Raw genomic sequence first — 22138 nt, 5'->3', positions numbered from 1 at the left:
GTTTCTACTGCCTTAACGGCAAGGTCTGATGCAACAGTACCCTCTACAACCCGCATTCCAGAGCGGCTGATTTGGCCAAATAGGCGACCCTGTAAAGTGTAGGGTTATTTTTCGCTTATATTTGACCAAATTACAGACTTTTTCAGTTTTGAAGTTTACTAAGTCTTTGATTTTAAAGAACTGGTGAACCTCCAAGAACGGAATTAGGCTAACAGATTGATTTTATTTGTAAAGTGATTTTTTTGCTCTTTAGAGTAATACCCCTACCACTACAAAATTGTAGCGGAGGGGAAGTGCCCAACAGGCTCATTTTCCAGAGTGCTGGAGCGGGCCAGTGTTGTGCTGTTGAGATAATAAAAGCGAATATCATCATCAGGATTCTCACTGGCTTCCATGATTTCTGTCAGTTTGCTTTTTAGCTCTGCCAACTGACTATCGGTGAGTACCCGTATCTCAAAGACGGAATACTGAACCCGTCTGCCGCAAGCGAGTAGGGCATTGCCGAGTTTGCGGCGGATTTTATCGTTTTCGATATCAAAACACACCAGATAAGTCAGTGGCATGGTTAATCTCCTTTTAACTTGAGCTATTCATTGGTTTCTCTATCTGGGCTGCCAGGGCGCGAAGCGCTCTATGTCGCCGTTAATCCATTGTTTTAGGTTATGATTTTGTTGCTGTATTTGATCCAATGCACTGCGTTTTTTACCTTCAGGGTCGGTAAATTGTGGCTTTTGCAGTTGATCGACCAGATACCGGCACCAGAACTGTCTGGCATTTTTATCCAGCCAGCATTGGCCTTTGTTAATAAAGAATTGATTCCGTTTTATCTGTCCTGTTTTGATCGTGCTGAGTACGGCACGCTCTACTAGGTAGCGGAACGGCTCCATCATATCTGAGGCTAATGCGCTGTGTGTGCCTCTGGATTGGTGGTAGCCGCCTAAGGTTGGAAACAGCCCTTTGCTACGTAACAGGCTGTCGGTATGGCTGTACAGTAGACTGTAGCCAAATGAGAGCATGCTGTTGATGGGGTCTTTGGCATGGCGTTTTTCCCGGTGGGTAAACTCCCAATCGTCAGGTATTTGACTGCGGAAGGCCTCCCAATAGAGTTTTGTCGCGTTGCCTTCTGTGCCCAGGCATTGATCCAGTGTGGTGATGCGTTTCAGCTTTTCCAGTGCCTGATCCAAACCGGGTTCATTGACTTTTCGGTTGCGCAGCACTTCTTTTTGGCTACGTATTCGGGCAGCGACCAAGGCGCGGGCAAAGTCGAGCTGGTTTTCCGGTTGGCTGAAGTGAGCCGCTTGCTGTAGGTGAAAGCCGGGGTTGTGCTCAATCTGACTGGCACAGCCCTGATAACGGCCAAAGCCAGAGGCAAAGTGAATGGATACGCCTTGCTCCATGGCTTGGGTCAGGGCTTGGGTGGTGATCTGATGTTTACCAAACAGAACTACGGTGCTCAGGTGTTTGATCGGGATATCGGCGACAACTTCATCTTTCTTTTCAATCACCCAGCGATGTTGGTCTAGGGTGATAAAGGCGTTATCCCCGGTCAGGCACAGCGTTTGTTGCGCCATATCCTGATAGAACAGGTGGGTGCCGTTAGGGTTATCGCTGTCTGCAGGGTCAAATTTAGGTAGCAGTACCTCGGGTGGTCGGTTTTTGGGTTTGTGTTCGCCTTTGGCGGGGATGACGGTGTCGTTGATAAACAGATAACCCAGGAAGTAGATACCGCTGGCAAAGCTGCGGACTTTGGTTTTTTCGGCATTCAGTTGCAGGTCATGCTGTTTCAGCAGTTGTTCAATCAGGACACGGGCGTCTTCGGCTTGCTGTTTGTGTTTGCACAGCACCAGAAAATCATCGGCATAGCGCACCAGCTCGTAATCCATGTTGTTGAGTACGGAGTCGAGATGATCCAACATCAGGTTTGCCAGTACCGGGCTGAGAGAGGTGCCCAGGTTCAGCCCCTGATTAACATGATGTTCGTAGCCTGCTGGCAGATTTTGTCGGTCTATCTGGCAGTGCAGGAAGCGTTCCAGTAGCTGCCAAAGCGGGTCTTGGCCATAGAGTGCGGCTAATCGCCCTAGAATACGATTGGTATTCACGGAGGGGAAAAAGTCGGTGATATCCGCATCCAGCGCATATTTATAGCCTTTTCGCACCAGATGGATAATACGATCTTTGGCCCCGAGCCTTGAATAACCCTTTCGGTAGCCGTAGCTGCTTTTGCTGTAGAGTTGGTCAAGACTATCACTCAGCCAACGACTGATGGTTTTATGGATCACCTTATCTGGAAAAGGCGGCAAGAGTAGCAGCCGCTCTTTTTTGCCTGCTTGTTGCAGTAGGCGAGGGTGCAGTAGCTCGGGCCAGTAATCCAGATGCCAGCAGCGATATAGGGTATCGGGTAGGTTTTCCCGGCTTTGTTCCCAGGCTTTGTGCTCGTCGGTGAGTTTATCGAATTCGTGGTGCCAGCTCTCTTCCAGTTCATTCAGGGTGATGGCTTCCTGAATCAGCGGGTTGGATCGGGTCAGTTCCGGCATCAGGCACTGGCCGTCCTGAGTCAATAAGCGATAACGGCCACAGCCGAAGCGGCGGTTTTCACCGATGCCTGTGTATTGCCCCAGAATCAGCATTTGCCACTGCTCATCACTTAACGGCGGAAGGGCAAGTGTGATACTGCCCAGCAGGCCGCTGAGTTCTTTGGCGTTACGCTCCTGACCCTGATAAAAGGCATCGGCCCAGAATAGATCGCTGTCTTTAACCCAGGCCTCAGGCGGTAAGGGGCGGGTGGCCCTGTCTTGATGTTCAAAGAGTTGCTGTTGTAGGGTGGCACAGGCATCAAATACCCGATTAAACAGCAGCTCATGACACACCTGTTCACCGTTTTGACATAGGGTTTTGCTGTTTTTCCGCTTTTCGCCATCAGGGTTAAGGGGTTTTAAGCGTACCGGGCTGATAAATTCCAGCTGAACCTGCCAGGGCGAATAGTTTTGAAACGCTTCAGCCTGGGCCTGTAACGATTCGGGGTCAATAACTCCGGCATGCTGCGGGTCGGCCAGTAGCTCACCGCTGAGTGCATCACGAATGGAGGTCAGCTCAATATTATCGGCCATTAAACCGTAGCAACCAGCTTGCTGGGCCGAACGCGGTAAAGCATCCAACAGGCCAAACAGGGTTTCGATCTGGCGGAAATTATCGCCAAACTGATTGATGTAAAAGGTGTAGGTGTCTTCGGCTTCGTAATCGGTTTTACCGCTTTCCGGGGTGTGTAACGCCAGTTGAAAAAACTGCTTATGGCTGCTTTTCAGCAGGGTGCGCACAAAGGCGGTAACAACCGCCTGATGGAAAAACGGCATCTGCACTGACTCTCGCCAGCGCAGATTAACCTGATAGATACGAACCGGTAAAAGATTATTAAAAACCATAAAAATACCGGGTTGTTGTTATTCAGAGGTAGGTTTGGCTGATTGTTCAGGTGGTGGAACAAGCGCCGCATCGCAAATGGGGCTGTGGGTTAAGATCTCTTTAAGCGTATTGGTGAGCTTGTTGTAGAGGTCTGCAAGTTCGTTATTGGAGTCCAGTCGCTTGTAGAGATCAGATACTAACTTTTGATTCAGAAAACGCATTTTAGAATCTGAGTCAGAGTTCGTATTTGTTTCTGAGTTTGGGGCAGACCATAGGCCCACAGTCTCTGCGGTAAAGTGGGCTTCAATATCCTCTGATTTTTTGGGGGAAAGATAACCGTGAGTGATGATATTGCGGTAGTCACGGGCTTTCGGTTTATTCTTTTCGCTATAAGCCTTTAGCGCATACTCATAACAGTTTAAAGGGTGGGTAAACATTGCCTCAATTGAGCCAGCATCAGAAAGCGCAGAGGCGTCTAGCAGAATTGGGCGGTCGTTAAACTTGGGATCTTTAGGTGCCCCGCCTGTCAGGCCTTTGAATTCTTTTTTAGATTGTTTGCTGAAAGAATAACTTGTTCCTGTTTCCAGCTTAAAGCGCCCCTGACTTGCCTTAATTAATTGGCTACAAGTATATGGCTTGTAAACCGATGCTTCCTGTTTCTCCTTGTCGCTATCTTTTGAGAGTACATTGAGTTGTTCTGAAAGGGTGGTCAGAGCTTCGTTTAAAGGGATTGGGTTAAAGCTACATTCATCGGGTGAGTTGTGGAAGGTGTCAAAGCTACCTTCGGCTAACTTTTTACCTAGTAAGTCATAAAGAGCGATATCCCTAAGGTCACAGGTATATCGAACAGCATCCTGAAGATTCCCTTGTCTAAGTGCGGCCTCTACTTTGAAGGCTGCCCATAATGTATTAGGCATTTCCTCTTCGCTTTCAAAGTACAGTATATGTGCGGTAGCGCCTTTCACTCCTATCCGGGTACTTGCTTCATAAAGGGATTGGTTAAGCTCAGCTAAAGATCGCCCTCCTTGAAACCATAAAGCGGTCGTTCTAACTGCATTTGCCCAATTGTTGTCTGCTAATGTGACTTTTTCGGCAGGTAAGAATGGTTTTGCTATAACGGCTGCCCCTTCAAAATTGCCCTCTTCAATCAGCTGCAAGGCTTGTTTTCTGGCTCTATAAGACATGTCTGGAGATGGGTAGCGCTGTGCATCCTGCCAGTCATTTTTTAGCTCAAATTCAGATTCATTATCCGGTGTTATCCAGTGGTCAACCTGATCAAAATAGAAACGACAGGCCGCTTCAACCTGTGGTTTAAAGGCGGGAATACCACCTCCGGGGCTATAAAAGGCCTCAACTGAAAGTTTCTGTTTTTTATAGTATTGGGTAACTGTCTCCAGTATGTAGTCGATGCGCTCCATCCCGGCACGGGATACCGGGTAATCAGCTTCCTCGCCTTCAGCATTCATATTGCCTGTCAGATAGTTACAGAAGAAGGCTTTATTGTCTGGTTGTAGTTCTGGCCGACTGTCTGGAGAGGCGAACTCTAACTGAAGTTCATGGGCCAACCAGCGGGCTATAACTTCACCAAAAGCATATGGTTCTGCATCTGCATGGCGATTGTTGTTCTGTTTGTCCCGACTGGTGTTGAATACAATCGCGGTGTCAATCTTCTTTTGCTTTAGTTTTAGCTGGCGAATAATAGGGAATAGTTTGGCGGGGATGAGTTGAATGGGTTTACAGAGCTGAGATTCAAACTGTTTTCCTAGTCTCCCCATTAGTCGTAGTTCGTTGCATTCATCAAACTTGAAGAATAGGCTGCTGGGTTTATTATCTTCATTGATGTAGCGATCATCAATTTGTTGAAACTCTTCCAGATAGCGTTCCATGTCACTCGGTTTAAGATTTGTGAGAACCTCAAAACCCTTTGATTCAAGGGGAGGAGAGTGACTTGATGAAAAGTTGTTTTGAAGTTGCTCATTGAAGTATTTTTGGTGGTCACGTCCAACTGGAACTGGATAGTGCAGAGGTGAATCCTCTGCACTTTTTGCCAGTACCTGAATATCAGTGCGCCCAACTGTTACGATCAGAACAACCTTTGTTGGTGATTCAGGCATTTATTTTCTCCTTCACTTAATCCTTTACAGCTCAGGCAGATAAGCTTTTCTGTGTTTCTGGACGGGTTCGCCGTTTTTATTAGTCACACCCCGGCGGTGTTTAATATGGTGAACCCGCAGGTCAGAATGGAAAGCAAATGTTTCCTTCTCCTCTTTCTGATTGCCAGGAGGATAATGGAATACCTTGCCGGTTTTCAGGTGATGCAGTTTCAGCCATTGAAGCAGCACATCGTCAAAGGCTTCGCAGTTAAAGCGAGTTAAAAAGGCCTGAATGCAGCTCTTTTGTTGCTCTGTACTGATGCTTGAAAGGGCATCATTTTTAATGTGCTTAGCTGAGGCGATATCAATAACGCAACTGCCATAGCCGAAAGGACGGCCATAGCCCAGCTTGTTGCCCATGATGTGCTTTTCATTCTGTTGCAGTTTGCTTTGAATCCACTGATAACTGCCTTTAAGTTTATCCACTGCAGAAGCTTCAAACTCTTGAATAAGTTTATCAGGACTCAGTGATACCAGAAGCATGCCCAGTTCCCAATCCTTCAGCGAACGAAAACGTACAGAGAAACGGTATTGGGTTTGCGGTGGTACAACGCAACTGGCTAACGGGGACAGATTGCTGTGAATACTCTCGGTGGAAGGCGTTTCTTCGTATGGCAGCCTGGAGCCGTCATGGTGAGGGTAAAATTTTCGTCCGTTCAGCAAAGAGATCTGATCATGGGTACTATCACCATAGGTGGACATCATGTTGTCTTTATTCTGCTGTACGTAGAACTCGACTGAGCTGGCTCTTGGGCCTCCCGTTGATGGCAGTGCAGCCCATTGGTTTTTCTTCAGTACTGCTGATGCAGGGCTTTTGGGGGCTTCAATAGCGTGGTTGATAGAGATGCGACCGGCATACCTATCACCCGCCAGCCCTTTTTCTGCTATTTCCTCAGCTGAGGAGTCTTCTGTACCCGTTTGCTGGCTTAAATTCTGGTCTTTATCCGGGGTAAAACCAAATAATGCCCGAACCACATTAAGTTCCGAAGGCTTGTAATCACCTTCTGCATTGTCACGGCTATAGGCGGTTAATTTCTCCTCTGGCAGAAGGGAGGTTTCCCGGCGGTTTTCAGTCTCAAAGTGAGTGCCATTTTTGACATTAATGGTGCGAAGAGAGTCTTTATAACGCCAGTGGTAATAGTAGTTATTACCTAGGCTGATCACATTAAACTCATTGCCTCTTTTCTCCACCTCAACAAAGATAAGCTGATTAACCTGGGGCGTTCTGTTCTCGCGGATCGCCTGGGCCAGCGTTCTCTGATGATCCCTGTCGGGCAGTTTTGGATGGCGGCTGGAGATATGACCACCCTGCTGATCGCATAAATGATCGGTGGTCAGCCGGTATAACTTCTGAACATCCCGACCGACGACGGTAGGCTTAATCTGCCTGATCTTCGCGGGGGCGTTAACGATAACGCTGTTTTTTTGGACGTGCTCACATTCTTCAAAAGCGGTTGCCAGTGCCCAGTCTGCATCAGTTCCGCCTTTATAGTGCAGAACTGTATCAGGAATAGCTTCTTTTATTTTGTCGGTCTTAAAACTTAGATCATTCTGAATATTGATATTATGAAGAATCCTAACCCGCAGGATATTGTCGTCTGAATCAACTGCATCAATAATTGCCGGATAAGTACGCCATTGTGCTTTGGTTGAATTGCCCAAATTAGGCCGGAAAGAGAAGGTTTTCTCTTGCACCCGTAACATAGGGGCAGACGCCAACGCTGCAATTGAATGACGCAACATTCCTTTAATTGATGAGCCAGCTATCAGAGTCAGGTTGTTATAACTTAATGGATAAAGAACCGATTTTTCCGTCATCTGATCAGGGCTAATTCGCTGACCCAGTTCACCTGCGGATTGTTTCAGTTGTTTGAACTCTTCTTTGTCGGAAAACTTTTTCTGATACCCGGCAAAAATAGCGTCCGTTACCGTTGTCAGTTCACAGCGTAATTCCCCGCTAAAGGTATCATCGTGGGTTTTATGGTGTAAAACCGCTTCAGACAAGGATGGCGGCAACTCTGGGTTAGGCACAAAATGATAAGGCGGGTAACTAACGTCGCTACTCTCAGAACGGTTTACCACGACTCTTGATGTGGCTTTACCGACGTTAACGTTCAGTGTGCTACTGACGTTATTCGTCTTTGTGGGTTTCTTGTAACTTTGACGGCTTTGTTGCGTGTTTTTGCCTTTATTTTTCTTGCCTTGATTTGGTCGCGCCATGATCAGACTCCTTCCTGCAGAATATATTCAACCTGTTTCGTTTTTTCACAACGGTACTGGGCAAGGGACAATTGTTTGTCTTTTATCAGAGGGCTGCTGGTTGCGATCTCATCCAGCCATGTTGCTTTTTGGAAACGTTTCGTATCCTGGCGTAGATAAGGCGTTCGCTGAAGGGTTTCTACAGCAGGCGCTTGTGCGTCGGTACGCTTTAGCAGCATACCCTGTTCGGTCTGAACGGCATGCAGGGTTACACCGGGCACAAACCAGAAAAATTCACTGAACTGCCAGTTTTCATCCAGTATCTTTTGCAAATCCTGGCAAGACTCAGCGCCAAAACCCGTACCGGAGTAAAGGCCTGGGCAATGGTTTTTATCGGTTCTTGGAATGGGTTCAACCCACAGTAGCCAGGGTTGATCTGCCTGTAATACCGGTTTTGATAGAACGCTGGCATTTTCACCCTGTAAGATGCGGTTTATCTCTTGGCTTAATAGTTGATGCTGGTCACCAGAATGACTGAAAAGTTCACTTTTGGTGGTGCATTTTGGGTAATCCTGACTCATGCGGCATCCTCCTGAAGCTTAGATTGGTTTTTGAGTTCCCATGTCCATTTCAACCAGCCGCTGTCGACCCATTGTTTCGCGCCGATGGCAATTTGTTGCTGACTGGCTTGTCGTAGCGCTTGTTCAAGAATGGCCTGATGCTGTTCCAGCTTGTCCTGTCGCTGTTTCAGCGCCTCTGGATTATTGCTGTCTACGGCCATATTCACTTCAAGAATAATCCGGCTTGTAAATGTGCCTTCAATGACCTGGCAGCGTACAAACTTGCTGCTGGCGTAGACTCCGGCGGTAAACTCATCCTCAGCATGGTTATGCAGGATCAGCCCTTTCCAGTCTTTATCGAGATGGCTGTCGCCAACGAACAGGTTACTGCTGACTTCGGTTGTACCGAATATTTCGTTCAGTAGCTGCTCTTGCTCAGGATGCTTGGTGAGGTTTCTTCTGATTTGATGATGCAGTACGCCTCTGATACTGCTGCCGGGGATGAAAGGTTTGCCTTGTTCGTCATAAACAAAGAAGTTATCCGGCATATCTTCTGGGGCTAAAGTGTAGTCCTGTGGTGTGGAGAATTTATCCTTCCAATTATGTCCATTTAGCGATGTATCGTTCAGTGAAAATGGCATCTCTGTGCCGTGACCACCGATAAAGAAGCCGTCTAAACCCCATTGGGTACTGTCATCACTTTCATCCTTATTAGGGCCTGCTACCAGTGTGATTTCGTATTCCAGACGATAAGGGTGCTGTATCACAGGGCGTTGGTTAAGCTGTGTTATCAGCCGCTTGGTCAGCCCTTCGCTATTATGCAATTCGATGCCCGGATGCTGATTATGTTGCTGGGATAGTTCTTCTAGTGTTTGCAATGGTGTCTGGCGGTTGTTGGGCCATTCATCCACGGCATTAATATCCAGTTGCAACGCTTTCAGGTTGTTAAGCTTAAACCAGCCTGTTCCGGCAACAGAGCGTCGACCCAGATGCACACCTTCTTCCTGCCAGTTCAGTAGTGCAATGGCTGCCAGTTGCTCCGCATCGAGCTGATTCGGTTGAACAGGCATCTTATGGGTATCTACTTCCAACAAAAAATCCCACTCATTCCCTCGGCTGATCACCTCCATATCAAACAGAGCGCCTTCTTCCGCCGCTCCACTGGCGGGATCAATCTTGACGTATTGCCTGAGCTGGGTTTTACCCTGCTTAATGCCCTGTGCTAAGTGGCTATTGCTTACTTTCCAAACTGAGGGATAAACCGGGCGTTTTTGCCCTGTCTTTTCTGCCAGAGGGACTGGGTTTTCATCATCAATACAAAGCTCAATGGGCGGGTTATAACCCAGCTTGCGCAGTGTATAGAGCAGTGCGCCTGCCAGTGAGGTGCCTTTCAGAATATGGCGGCCCTGACCATCCATGCTGACGGGCATATCCACCTGGTTAATAATCTCTGTGCCGCCTGTACTCATATCAGAGCACTGCTGTAGCGTACCAAAGAAAAGAGTGCGGTAACGTCCTGGTGCTGTCATTGGGCTTCTCCTTGGGTGGCCTTGTCCTGGTGTTTACCGGTAATTAAATTTCTGGCAATCAGCTCGTTGACGAGCAGTTCTGCAAAGCGCACGGGGTCGGCAGAGACAATACTACTGTCTTTACTTGTGAGTTCTTTCACCCAGGCGTCCAGCAGGTCTTTTGTTTTTTCCGCCCGAAAGCTTTCTAGCCCCTTGCCAGGCACAGAGATATAGCTGTTCAGTAGACCCTCAATAGCATCAACGCTAGAGCTTGATTGATTCAGTGCTTTTCGGTGGCACTGATAAATGGTTGCAACCAGATTTTGCCACTGGCTGGCAGAGCCACTGTAATGGGGTGTTCCTGTCAGAAGGTTGTTTATCAGAGCCAGTTGTTTTTCCAGCATATTTTCTGGTGCTGTATCGCTGACTGAATCCGTGTTGGCCAAGGTTAGCGAGCCGGTATAACACCAGTACTGACCCAGCCCTTGACAGGTTTGCTCACCTGCTGGCTGGTTCTGATTCAGGCGGCTGGTAATTTTTTCCAACAGATCATTATCCAGATCGGCGCTGATTTTGATCACACTGCCTGCTGCAATAATCTCCAGCGGGCGTCTGGGCAGGTTGCTGGCAAAGTTAAAGCCTGATAATAGGCTGGTTTCACTTATGGTGTCTGAATGAGCATCTATCTGCTGGCATTGTTCATCCGTCAGGTTGAGCTGTAGGGCATGGTTGAGAGTCTGACCGCTCAGGCTCTCGTAAGGCTGAAGGGTATCAGGGTTGTAAACCAGCCAATCGCTGGCCAGAACCAATGTGAAAGTCTCTGCAGGGGAGACTGTTGTAGTGGTCAGCGTTTGTGATGTGATATCCGTCACTAAACAGGGGGCTTTACCCCGGCCTAAGGCCAGAGGAATACGGTTCTCTTTTGCCCAGGATAACAGTTTTAATAACTCAGCTTTTTGTGCCTGAGTCTGAAAGCGGATCTCTGCGCTGAAATGGCTGCCTTCCGGCAAAACTTCTTCACTGAATAACGCCGAATCATCCTCTTTACTTAGGAAATCAGTGCGTACTTTATTGCGCATCTGAATCGATTTACTTTGTTCGTAGTGATACCAGTGTCCGTTACTTTGATAGAGGTAGCTGGCTGACTTATTGCGTTTAAACTTCTCGCCGTCTTCAACCTTGGAATTGAGTGTGTCCTGTACTTTTTTATCGGTAGAGTTGAACCACCAGGGTAAGCCCTTGGGGGCCTCTGTTTGAGCCTGACTTTTGGACTGCTGTAGGCTATGAGGCCAGGGGATTGCCCGGGTGCCTTCAGGTGAGGGGTAAGCCTGACTGATGGTATAAGCTTTAGTGTGATCTGTTGTGACCAGTGCTGAGAATAAACCATCTTCGGCAGTTAAACCTGCCAGACGAGCCAGATTGGCTAATGCGCCCCGCAATTGGCTTCCGCTAATATGTGTTGCTGTGGGAATCACATTCCCTGGTGACTGGGTTGCGGGTAAGCGCAGTGGATCGAGGTTAGTAATGTGCAGTGTCAGAGGGCTGTGATTGTTTGTGCTGGCCTGGGAGGATGCGCTCAGGCTGGTGGTGGTTGGCGCTGAAATATCCATTTGGATGCCGCCTGCACCTCTATTGCGCTTAGCGCCTACCCGGTCAATACGGGACAGTAAGCGAGTCAGTAGTGCCTGATAGCTTTCGGCTTGATCCGTGGGAGCAAACAGAGTGACAGACGTTTTAAACTGACTGCCAGCCCGCACATACTCCACGCTGCGCAAGGTGTCATCTGCCGGAGCCCTGTTAAACGGGTCCGCTTTTTCATCCTTTGCACTTTTACCTCGGGCGCTGCTGCTCCATATGATAAAAGGGGAGTCGGTTTGAGCCTGTTCACGGCAGAAAAAAGCTGAATTTAGTGTAAGCTGAACTCCAACCTTCTCACCCTCTTTATCATCAAGCAAGTGAGCGATCTGCTCTTTTTCCAGGCTGTAATCCGGTTGATCCGGGTGGGCTTGTTTAAGCTTCAGCCATTCATCGGCTGCAACTTTGAGCAATCCCTTAAGATGCTGACGGGAGATAACAGGGTAGTTGTCTTTGTCTTTGGCCTGAAAGCTATCGACATGGTGGTTGCCTAAACCACTGCCTGTGTGCATATCATCCAGCAAGGTGATTGCCAGTTGGTACTGGGTGACCTGGGTAGTGTGATTATCCATTGTCATAATACTGTCCTTATGCCGGAGTTTTTGCGGTAGCTGATGGTTTAGAGGTAACAGCCCGTTGCAGGGTTTGTATTTCAATCAGCTCAATCAGGTCAGACAACCGGGTCTGGTAAATACCGGGGCTGTTTTCCGGGGAATACCAGGGCAGTGTTTCTTTTTTGTCAGAAAATGGCTGTTTATCTTCAGAAAATAGCTCGTTTATCCGGTTTCTCAGCATTGAAGGTAGTTTTTTCCAGACCAGCTCACCATGACGTCGGCCTGAGGGCAGTTGGGATTGCAGGTATCTGAGCTGACTGCGGGCAATCTCTAATGTACCGGATTGTTCAGGCTGTTCTTGCGGTGCTTCCTGTTGTGCTGCTGGCTCGCCCTTAATAGCGTCATAGATCAGTTCAGATCGGTGCAATAGCTGTTTAAGCGACAGAGCCGACTGATTAAGTGATAGTTCCGGCGGAGTATTAATGACATAGGGTTTCTGTGTAAGTACCAGTGTTTCATTGGTCAGAGTGGTTGGCGTTGTCCCCGATTGGTATTGGACAATATCTGTTTTTCTGCGCGCGAGAATCGGGTCATCGACCCAGCTTTGGGTAATGATTTGCCAATCGATAAAAGACTCATGATAGGTTTTGCCTTTTTTGGCTTCATCATCACTTTTGGACTTATCTTCACTTCTGGCTTTAACCTTGGCGCTGCTGGCCAGCTCTTCTGCAATATGATGTAAGCGGTAGAACGGCATCGAGTGAGAGGCGATGACCACACCTGCACCCAGTGTCATTGTGTCGCCATCTAGTAGCTTCTGCTCGTCATGATTTAGTTTTTCATCAATTAAAGTGATGAGAGGTAGGGCGTCTTTGGCCTGGCAAGCGATCAGCAGATCATCACCGCCTAACATCAGCAGCTGGAAAGGCAAAACGCGACCTTGCAGCCTTTCGCCATAGTGCTCTCTGATAGCCTGATCGGTTGCTTTACGCATGGCGGAACGGGCTTTAAAGAAAAATGCTTCGGCGATGGCTTGCTCTTCCAGCCAACTGAATTCTCTATTATTTCGCTTAGTTTTTTCTGATGAGATGAAGTCCTTAAAGCGCCGTCCCATATTATTGCCATCTGCCACAATAACCGCGAGGTAATCTGAGTCAACGAGTTTATCCAGATCATAGGCTGGTCGGGCAGAAAACTCTTCCAGCCAGCTCTCGGTTAAAATGCTGGCTATATCCGCCGAGTTTTTCTCCTGTTTTTCACCGTTCTGGCTTAAAAACTCTCGTTTAATGCGGCTTGAAGTCGATTGGTACTGTTTTTTTCTGTCTGGGTGAGCCACTTTATCTTCAGCGATACCCTGATCGCTGAACTGACAGGGTTGGAAAATAGGCAATATCGGTAGGTTATCTGACTCAATCATGCCTGAATCAATGAGCTGGCCTGTCTCTTCGTTTTTGATCAGATATTCTACTAATACTCCGGGCAATTTTGTTTGGATAAGGCTTATGGCCTGTTGTTTAAAGCTTAAAGCCATATCGTCTGAAGAAAAAACAGCATAGAAGTGGCCTCCGTCACGACTTAAAACTCCATTTTCCCAGCTTTCCTGTGGTGCATCCTTATGCCAACCTTCCTTACTGGTTTTAGATAAAGGGTCTGATTTTTTAAACTTAGCGCCGAATTTCTTCAGCAGCTCTTTATTGAGAGTAAACGGGTCTGCACCTCTGATTTGCTGAACGAGTTCTGGCAGTTCCTGACGGATCACATCACCCAAAAGGGCATTGGCACCTACCATATCTTTCAGTCGGGGAGAGGCGAACAGAAAGGTCTGGATTCGTTTAAATTCCAGTTGAACAATAAACATCCTTGCGCTTCCTTAACGTTGCAGTTTTCACCGCTATTTATTGTTAAGGCCAGGGAGCATCGCATAGGGTTGTCAGCATTCCTGGCCGATAAGTTTCCATAAATGTTGCGAAATTAACAAGTTAACAAAGATATCTTTGCTGTCAATTCACATACAAAGTCTGTTACTCATACATTGATTGAGGTCTGATTATTCAATCATTTAGTAAAACTTGGGTGTTTTACTATCGCTCTATATTTTATAGCGCTAGGGCATAACCCTATTTAATCCGGTGGTTTAAATCTACTGGTAAAAACCCTAGGATAAGCCTGCTTGTGACGCGACCTTTGATAGTGCTTTGACAGTGCTCAATGGGGTAGGACCGCCTGAGAATCCTCCGGCGGCGGGTAGCCGTTAAGCCTTAGCTGAATTGCTCCGTATTATCACTTCGGTCGTGTGTTTCTAGGCCTTGTCCCTTTCTAAGCCTTGTTCCTTTCTAAGCCTTGTTCCTTTATAAGTTTTGCCCTTTTCTAAGCAGAAGGGATATTTTGTTACAGCAGAGTAGTAGCAGGCCGGGCAAATTGTCTCAGTGTAAGCCGCAACGACACAATTGGCCGCAGAGTGTCGTCCTCAGGCAAGCGCCTATATAGCAGACCTTGTTAAATTTCAGTAGCTTGGCAGAGAAGTTTTCTGTCTGACTTTCTGGTAGGCAGGGTTTCATCAGGTGGTTAGTGCCATGTTTCCTTAAGAAAAACTTAACTTTTCTGCAACCTGCGCCAGATACTTTTAGTGCTTTAGACTTTCGTATAGTCTAATGTGCCCCTGATGCTATGAACATTAAGGGCTATAAGTAATAAAAAAGCTAATAGCACCAAAACAAAAGTACTGAATTTCGCTGAGTTGCATTGTTCGTACATGCTTGGAATACAGGAAAACGCTTTTGTTTGGGAGTGTATAAATCAAGAGCAAGAGAGCTACACGGAGTAGTCAATTATGAGAAGGCCAGTACGAGTTGCTGTCACAGGTGCAGCAGGTGCAATCAGTTATAGTCTGTTATTTAAGATTGCAGCTGGTGAGATGATGGGTAAGGATCAGCCGGTGATTCTACAGCTGATCGAAATTCCCCAGGCAATGGATGCCCTGCGCGGTGTGGCGATGGAGCTGATGGATTGTGCTTATCCGCTGCTGCACACCATTACTCTGCACGATAATGTTGAAGACGGCTTTAACAATGCCCACTATGCGCTATTGGTCGGTGCTCGCCCTCGTGGACCGGGTATGGAACGTAGCGATCTGATTGAGGTGAACGGTGAGATTTTCGCCCGTCAGGGTAAGGCTCTGAACGATTACGCTAACCGCGATGTGAAGGTTCTGGTCACTGGTAACCCGGCGAATACTAATGCGCTGATCGCCAGTCGTAATGCACCGGATCTGAGCCCGTCCCAGTTTACCTGTCTGACCCGTCTGGATCACAATCGGGCTGGGGGAATCCTGGCCAACCAAACCGGTGCTACGCCCCGTGATATCAACGGTATTATCGTTTGGGGTAACCACTCTCCGACACAGTACCCGGATCTGCATCAGGCGACGATTCTGGGTGAGCCTGCGATCAATCAGATCGATTTTGATTGGTATCGTGACGAATATATTCCTAAGGTTCAGCAGCGGGGTAGTGAGATTATTCAGGCGCGGGGTCTGTCCAGTGCGGCTTCTGCAGCCCAGGCGATTGTGGATCATATGCACGATTGGGTGTTGGGTACTGAGCCGGGTGAAGTAGCCAGTATGGGGATTCTCAGTGATGGCAGTTACGGTGTTGAAAAAGGGATCTTCTACTCTTTCCCGGTACGCTGTAACTATGGCCGTTACCAGATTGTGCAGGGCATCGAACTGAATGATTTCAGTAAAGAGCGTCTGAAAATCACCGAGCAGGAGCTGCTGGAAGAGAAGGCGGTAGTAGAACGTCTGCTACCGGAAGAAACCGAAGCATCTCATCAGAACCTGTCGATCTGTCTGCGCTCTGGTGTCACCCTGTATGCGGATAACTCGGGCCCGGATCAGGACAGTAAGTTTATGACCACCAACCGTGTGATGTAATCTGACCCAATATATGGATTAAGCTGTAGTATGGATCGAGCTGTTGCTGGGCTTGTTTCCTTACGATAGTCTGTTCACTTTCTTTTTGAAGCCTCGGGTGTTTATCCGGGGCTTTTTGCTGTCTGTTTGAATCAGGGTTGATCAATCGGATCAAGTTAAGGTATGGCTAAATAAGCGGCTCTCTGCTGAAGCTTCAGCCAAGATGCAGTAGCATGCTCTGCCAGGTTATCGTTATTTATGTCTTGATATTGTATGGGGAGTATACAAACCCGTACATGGTGTGCCTGCCCAATGACTTGCGCATAAGTCATAATCTTCTATCAGGGAAATGGCAGGTGAGATTCTGGAGTGAAATTGTGCATCGAATCCTGCTGGTTGAGGATGATAAGAAGTTATCCGATATTTTATGCCGATATTTTGAGCGAAATGGTTTTCAGGTTCAGGCTGCTCTGACCGGGGAAGAAGCGATTCGTCTACTGCCAGATGCCGAGCCCGATCTTATTATTCTGGATCTGATGTTACCTGGCATGGATGGCTTAAGTATCTGTCGTCAGATACGTCCGGTTTTTCATGGCAAAATTCTGTTTTTAACGGCCAGTGATGACGATATGGATCAGGTGGCTGCTCTGGAGATGGGGGCGGATGATTACGTCTGTAAGCCACTACAGCCGAGGGTGTTGCTGGCCCGAATCAGAATGTTGTTGCGCCGTTTGGAAGATGAGCAGGCCAAAGCCGCTTCTATGGTTGAAACCTTTGATCAACAACCCGGATCGGATCGTTCAAACCACCTGACATTTGGTGCATTGACATTAAAGCAGACGGTTAAACTCTGTCAGCTAGAGGGGCGTGATATCGACCTGACCAGTAGCGAGTTTGATCTGTTGTGGCTGTTGGCCTGTCATGCTGATCAGCCTCTTTCCAGAGATGAGCTGGTACGCAAAACCCGTGGTATTGAATACGATGGTCTGGATCGAACCGTGGATAATCGTATTGTCAGCTTGCGTAAGAAACTGGGCGATACCTCGTCACCTTCCCGTCATATTATTACCGTCAGAGGTAAAGGCTATTTATTTGCCTCCGACAGCTGGTAAGCAGCAAAAGAGGAGACCTTTGTGGCACGTATTTTCTTTACCCTTTATGCCGGAATTATCGCTGCCGTTTTGCTGTTCTGGAACAGTGTGATCTATCTCTATGGCGAAAGGGATATGATAGAGTCACAGCGTATCCTGCAGGGATATACTGCGTTATCCGGCATGATCTATGAGTTAGAGGGAAGAGAGGCTTGGCTCAACGCGCTTAAGACCGCTGCAGATATCAATTTGATGATTATTGAGCCGGTTGATCCGGCTCAATACTTAAATACTCAGGAATTGGCTCAACTCAAGCAGCAGGGCGGTTTCTTCCGGCCTCAGGAAGGCTTTCCCTGGAATGAGTACTTTCTTTATGAGCAGGCACCTAACGAGGTGGTATGGGTGCGATATGATTCGGATAAAGAGTATTGGCGTCAATCTGAAGAGGTATTTCAGATTGTTAAATATGGATTTTTCTGCATTATTGCAATCGCTCTGGCATTATGGATCTGGACGTTTCATCGTAAGCTATCCCGCCTGGAACAGACGGCTGAACAGCTCTCCCGTGGTGAACTCTCAGGCCGTGCACCGACGGGGTTTTTCAAGGAAGTGGGCGGTCTGAACAAAGCCTTTAACCATATGGCAGAGCGCTTGGAGCAACTGGTTTCCAGTCATAAGCGCTTGACCAATGCTGTCGCCCATGAATTAAGAACACCGATCTTTCGACTGCGCTGTCAGTTAGAGCTGTTACTGCCTGATATGTCGCAACAGGAGCTGGATGAGTTTATCCGCAGTATGGATGAAGATCTGGTGGAGTTGGATACGTTAGTCGATGAGCTGCTCAGTTACGCCCGAATGGAATCGGGTCGGGAAAACTTCTCTCCTGCTCAAACTCCTCTTGATGCCTGGCTTAATCAGCAGCAGGATCTGGCCCGTGGCTGTCAGCATTCAGTCAGCTTTGATCCCGGAGTTCAGGCTTGTTGCAGTGGACAGGGTGATGTCGGTAAGGGGGTTAATGCTGAATTTGACCCTAATCTAATCCGCAGAGCTTTAAGCAATCTGATTCGTAATGCGGATGTCTATGCTGAAACGGAGATTGTTGTGGGCTATGAGGTGAGAGGAAAGTCTGTTTTGATCTATGTCGATGATGATGGCCCCGGTATTCCTGAGCAGGACAGAGAACGGATTCTTCAGCCTTTTGAACGTTTGGATGTATCCCGCACCCGCTCTTCCGGGGGATATGGTTTGGGTCTGTCGATTTGTCGTGAAATTGCTTCCCTGCATCAGGGGCGTATCCTTATTTCCGATTCTATTCTTGGCGGTGCCCGTATCGCACTTGAGCTGCCACTTGTCGCATCTGGGGCAAAGCTCTAATTCTGGTGCCTGTTCGTATACTCATCTGATCAGTGCACATTAATCTAATAAGTGCACACTAATCTAATGAAATGTTTGGCAACTTAAGTACCTGAGCATAAATATTCCGATATCTTCCGGCCGATGGGGCCGGAAGATACGGGCTTATGTAGGGGAAAGTACTGTATGCCTACCTGGCATCTTTCTTGATGCTGCAACGTCGCTGACACTTGTAATGGCGTATCTTACAAAGCCATACACTTCAGAGCTTTTATTCTATTTGATTGGGTTGCACACTTTTGCAATCAGGTTTAAGGGCCATCTCTGCTTCTGTCTGAGGGATGAACGCCAGAGTATTTAGGGACAGATTAAAGGAATTAGAAGAGCCAATCTCATGAAAAAATCACTGTTTTGTACAGCATTGCTAAGCTCGACATTGACCGTATCGACTCTGATGCTGCCCTCCGCGTCAGCCTACGCGGGTCAATGGACTCTGGGCTTAGGGGCTATCGGTATGGAAGAGATTTACTATGGACAGGATAAAAACTATACCTTGTTTCCTGTTATTGCATACGAGACTGAAAACTTCAGCATTGGTGGCGAAGGGGCTTTTTATCAGTTCTATGGCAACGAAAACTCGCCACTAAGCTTGTATGCAGGCCTGGGTATTTCAGGTGATGGCTACGACAGTGACGATGCGACCATCCTGGAAGGGATGAAAACACGCCATAATAGTGTTGATCTCAGCCTGGGTGGTGAGTTTGACCTGGGAATGGCAAGCCTGTCAGCGGCTGTTGCAGGCGATGTTTCCGGTCGTCACGATGGTTTTCAAATGAACCTTGGGTTGGAAAGTAGCTTCCCTGTTAATCGTTATCTGATAGTGGCGCCTTCTATTGAGGTAGAAGCTCTCAGCAAAGATTACGTGGATTACTATTTTGGTGTAAAAGACAGTGAAGCTACGGCGGCAAGGTCTGCCTATAAAGGCAAAGATACGGTTAATACCTCTGCCTCTTTGGGTTTTATTATTCCTCTTACCGAAGAGTGGCGCATTGTCAATCAGCTGACTTACACCTGGTTGGGCGATGGCATCAGCGACTCACCATTGATCAAACGGGATAAGGTGTTCAGTGGCATGATAATGACGACTTACACTTTCTAACCTGTGTGGTTTTGTTCTCAGTGTGTGGTTTTGTTTGGCTTGATCTGGTCCGGTCTAGCCTGGTTAAGTTGAGTGCTGAGCTTTATACCTTAGGTAAAAGCACCAGATTAGCCGTTACACCGGTCGCCATTAGCACGACAAATAAAATACCAGCCAGCAACAGGGGTTTGATACCCGCCTGACGCAGACAAGACAGGCGGGTGTTAAACCCCATCGCCGCCATCGCGGCAGTTAAGCTTAACTGGCTGATCACCTGAATCAGTTCACCGGTTGCTTCTGGCAAGGCGATCAGACTATTGACGCCAATAGCCAGTAGAAAATAGAGAATAAACCAAGGCAGTACAATTTTGTCGCGTAGGTTTTCACCGCTCTTTACCTGCTCTTTACCAGAAGTGCGGAACAATACCAAGGCTAAACAGACGACAACCGGCGCCAGACACAATACGCGAACAAGTTTGGTTAATAGTGCTGTTTGCAGGGCTTCAGGGCTGATAGTTTCACCGGCGGCAACGGCTTGGGCGACTTCATGTACGGTGCTGCCAATAAAAATGCCGAAGTGCTCGGGTGACAGTGCCAGTAGAGGATAGAGCAGAGGGTAGGCCAGTAGTGACAGGGTACCAAAGATCACTACGGTTGCGACGGCAACAGACACATGTTTGTGACCGCCCTTAACGACAGGTTCTGCCGCCATAATGGCCGCAGCACCACAAACCGCACTGCCGATACTGGTCAACACAGCCAGCTCCTTAGGGAGTTTTAACCAGCGCATACCCAGAGTAATACCGACGACCAAAACAGTGCTGATAATCAGCAGGTCGATCACGATCACCTGCCAGCCCAAAGCGACTAGTTGCTGAATGGTCAGATTAAAGCCAAACAGAATAATGCCGAGGCGCAGTAATTTTTGTTGGCAAAACTGAGCGGCTTTATCTGGAATTGCCGTTACAGGGTTACGGATAAAAAATCCGGCAGTGATCCCCAGAATAATGGCCAGAGGCAGGCTGCTTAGTCCCAGCTCAGCCAACCAGGCGATCTTGGCCAGGAAATAAGACAGAATGGTGATTACAGCCAGTGTTATAGCTGTAGTAACCAGAGGTGAGCTTACAATAGCATTCTTAGGCCGCATTACTCTATGAGCCTTTTTATTGAGCAGCTCTTTCAATTGAGAAGTGGTGACAAGCATGGTCTTTATCCGTTTATCGTTATGGCGCTGATTATTATGTTTTTCTTAAATAGATGAAAACGGATAAAAAAGATTTTATTGATCGATTTTATAGATAAGTGGCGGTGGTATTCTGACGATTGAGCACGCTCTTTCAATCAGATATTTCTAAAATTGTAGGAGATCACTGAAATGTCATTGGATAGATATCTTTAGAGTATTAAATCTACCTATAATTTAGCCCTGGCTGGGCTAACCGCTCACAGTATTTTTTGTTTGAACTAGATGGTATTCAAATGAGTATTGCAAAAATCAGCTTTTCCAAGGTAACCGCTCTATTAGCCGTTATTGCTCTGGTTTACTGGGCGATGACGGCAGAACAGCTTGCAGCCCAGGAAAAAGCGCCAGAGGCGTCTGATGTCGCCACAACCACCGATGCAGCGTTAACCCGTGTGGAAGCACGGATTATTCAGGCTCAGGATTACAGCCAGCATCATATCGTACAGGGACAGATCGAAGCTTGGCGCAGTGTTGATTTGCGAACTCAGGTGTCCGGTACTGTTGAGAGCCTGCCGGTTGAGCAGGGTGAGCCGGTTAAAGCGGGTTAGTTACTGTTGAAACTGAGTAATGCGGAATATCAGGCCCAGGTCCGCAGCACGGAAGCGGAAGTTAAACTTAAGCGCGCTGAACTGGCCGCAGCCCAGCGTTTGAAAAAGCGTAATATGCAAACGGAAACCGAGGTTCTGCGCCTGCAAAGTGAGCTGGAAGGGGCCAAGTCAGCTTTGACTCAGGCGCGTCTGCAACTGCAGCACTCTACACCGACAGCTCCGTTCACTGGCGTATTGGACAAGAACGATGCCGAGATCGGTCAGTTTCTGACCGCAGGGGAGACTTGGGCGCGTTTGGTAAATATTGACCGGCTGAAGGTGACGGCGCAGATCCCTCAGCAGTCTGTCGCTGCTGTCGCTGTGGGGCAGCAGGTGACCGTTACTCTGCTGAATGGACAAGAGCTGTCTGGCACCGTGAGCTTTATCGCCAGTGCAGCCGAAACTGGCACCCGTAGTTTCCCTATCGAAGTGATGCTGCCAAATCCTGACCGCCAACGTATTGCCGGTGCCAGTGCGACATTGGATATCGACTTAGGCTCGGTGCGGGCTCATAAGGTCACGCCAGCGCTGTTGAGCCTGAATAGTCATGGTCAACTGGGCGTGAAATGGGTCGATCAGGGCGATAAGGTGATTTTTCAGCGTGTTGAGCTGCTCAGTACTGGTACGGATGGGGCCTGGATTAAGGGTCTGCCGGATCAGGTTGAAGTGATCACTTTAGGTGGTGGTTTTGTGAAAGAGGGTGAGCAGGTTGTTGCTACTCTGTCAGTGGATCAAAGCGCTAATCCTCAGGAGATGAGTGGTGTCAGTGGCGCAAGCAATAGCGCTAAGGGTAATGGGGTGAACTAAG

Annotated in this window: 15 protein-coding genes; 6 read left to right on the top strand and 9 right to left on the bottom strand. The window is 47.9% G+C overall.

Annotated features, from left to right (window positions below):
• Positions 1-269 precede the first annotated feature (269 nt).
• The 8 genes from cas2 to H579_RS0119590 are packed head-to-tail and all read right to left on the bottom strand — an operon-like array spanning position 270 to position 13866.
• On the bottom strand, positions 270-563 hold the full coding sequence (gene cas2 / locus H579_RS0119625; RefSeq protein WP_036566871.1) for a CRISPR-associated endonuclease Cas2: 294 nt from the start codon (positions 561-563) through the stop codon (positions 270-272).
• A gap of 39 nt (positions 564-602) precedes the next feature.
• Positions 603-3419 (bottom strand): CRISPR-associated endonuclease Cas1, encoded by a 2817-nt coding sequence (gene cas1, locus H579_RS0119620; protein ID WP_028302067.1) that lies wholly within the window; start codon positions 3417-3419, stop codon positions 603-605.
• A gap of 18 nt (positions 3420-3437) precedes the next feature.
• A complete protein-coding gene (locus H579_RS0119615; RefSeq protein WP_028302066.1) occupies positions 3438-5513 on the bottom strand; it encodes a hypothetical protein in 2076 nt (691 codons plus the stop codon).
• 24 nt (positions 5514-5537) lie between these two features.
• Entirely contained in the window at positions 5538-7772 is a 2235-nt protein-coding gene (locus H579_RS0119610) for a hypothetical protein (RefSeq protein WP_028302065.1), read from the bottom strand.
• A gap of 2 nt (positions 7773-7774) precedes the next feature.
• Entirely contained in the window at positions 7775-8332 is a 558-nt protein-coding gene (locus H579_RS0119605) for a hypothetical protein (protein WP_028302064.1), read from the bottom strand.
• Entirely contained in the window at positions 8329-9840 is a 1512-nt protein-coding gene (locus tag H579_RS0119600) for an RAMP superfamily CRISPR-associated protein (RefSeq protein ID WP_028302063.1), read from the bottom strand. The genes H579_RS0119605 and H579_RS0119600 overlap by 4 nt, the downstream gene beginning before the upstream one ends.
• Complete coding sequence (locus H579_RS0119595) at positions 9837-12032, bottom strand: RAMP superfamily CRISPR-associated protein (RefSeq protein ID WP_028302062.1); 2196 nt, start codon at positions 12030-12032, stop codon at positions 9837-9839. The genes H579_RS0119600 and H579_RS0119595 overlap by 4 nt, the downstream gene beginning before the upstream one ends.
• 10 nt (positions 12033-12042) lie before the next feature.
• Positions 12043-13866: a Cas10/Cmr2 second palm domain-containing protein gene (locus H579_RS0119590; protein ID WP_028302061.1), complete on the bottom strand. Its 1824-nt coding sequence runs from the start codon at positions 13864-13866 to the stop codon at positions 12043-12045.
• A gap of 972 nt (positions 13867-14838) precedes the next feature.
• Between H579_RS0119590 and H579_RS0119585 the strand changes: the two genes are divergently transcribed.
• From H579_RS0119585 to H579_RS28175, 4 genes are all read left to right on the top strand, one after another.
• Positions 14839-15939, top strand: a complete 1101-nt coding sequence (locus H579_RS0119585; RefSeq protein WP_028302060.1) for a malate dehydrogenase — start codon at positions 14839-14841, stop codon at positions 15937-15939.
• Between the two features lie 335 nt (positions 15940-16274).
• On the top strand, positions 16275-17030 hold the full coding sequence (locus H579_RS0119580) for a response regulator (protein ID WP_028302059.1): 756 nt from the start codon (positions 16275-16277) through the stop codon (positions 17028-17030).
• A 21-nt stretch (positions 17031-17051) separates the two neighbouring features.
• Entirely contained in the window at positions 17052-18383 is a 1332-nt protein-coding gene (locus tag H579_RS26730) for an ATP-binding protein (protein ID WP_036566868.1), read from the top strand.
• Positions 18384-18756: 373 nt separating this feature from the next.
• Entirely contained in the window at positions 18757-19521 is a 765-nt protein-coding gene (locus H579_RS28175) for a MipA/OmpV family protein (protein WP_051227978.1), read from the top strand.
• Positions 19522-19603: 82 nt separating this feature from the next.
• Here H579_RS28175 and H579_RS0119565 read toward each other — a convergent pair whose 3' ends face one another.
• Positions 19604-20704 carry a YeiH family protein gene (locus H579_RS0119565; protein WP_245583316.1) on the bottom strand — a complete coding sequence of 367 codons (1101 nt, stop codon included), beginning with the start codon at positions 20702-20704 and terminating at the stop codon, positions 19604-19606.
• Positions 20705-20979: 275 nt separating this feature from the next.
• Here H579_RS0119565 and H579_RS28170 point away from each other — a divergent pair, with 275 nt between their 5' ends.
• Entirely contained in the window at positions 20980-21291 is a 312-nt protein-coding gene (locus H579_RS28170; RefSeq protein WP_051227975.1) for a hypothetical protein, read from the top strand.
• Between the two features lie 6 nt (positions 21292-21297).
• A complete protein-coding gene (locus tag H579_RS26720; RefSeq protein WP_051227972.1) occupies positions 21298-22137 on the top strand; it encodes an efflux RND transporter periplasmic adaptor subunit in 840 nt (279 codons plus the stop codon).
• The last annotated feature ends 1 nt before the right edge of the window (position 22138 follow it).

It is taken from the genome of Oceanospirillum beijerinckii DSM 7166 (assembly GCF_000422425.1).
In the GTDB taxonomy this organism is placed as follows: domain Bacteria; phylum Pseudomonadota; class Gammaproteobacteria; order Pseudomonadales; family Halomonadaceae; genus Oceanospirillum; species Oceanospirillum beijerinckii.
Note: the sequence above shows the minus strand (reverse complement) of the source record. Positions and strands in the feature narration are given on the sequence as shown.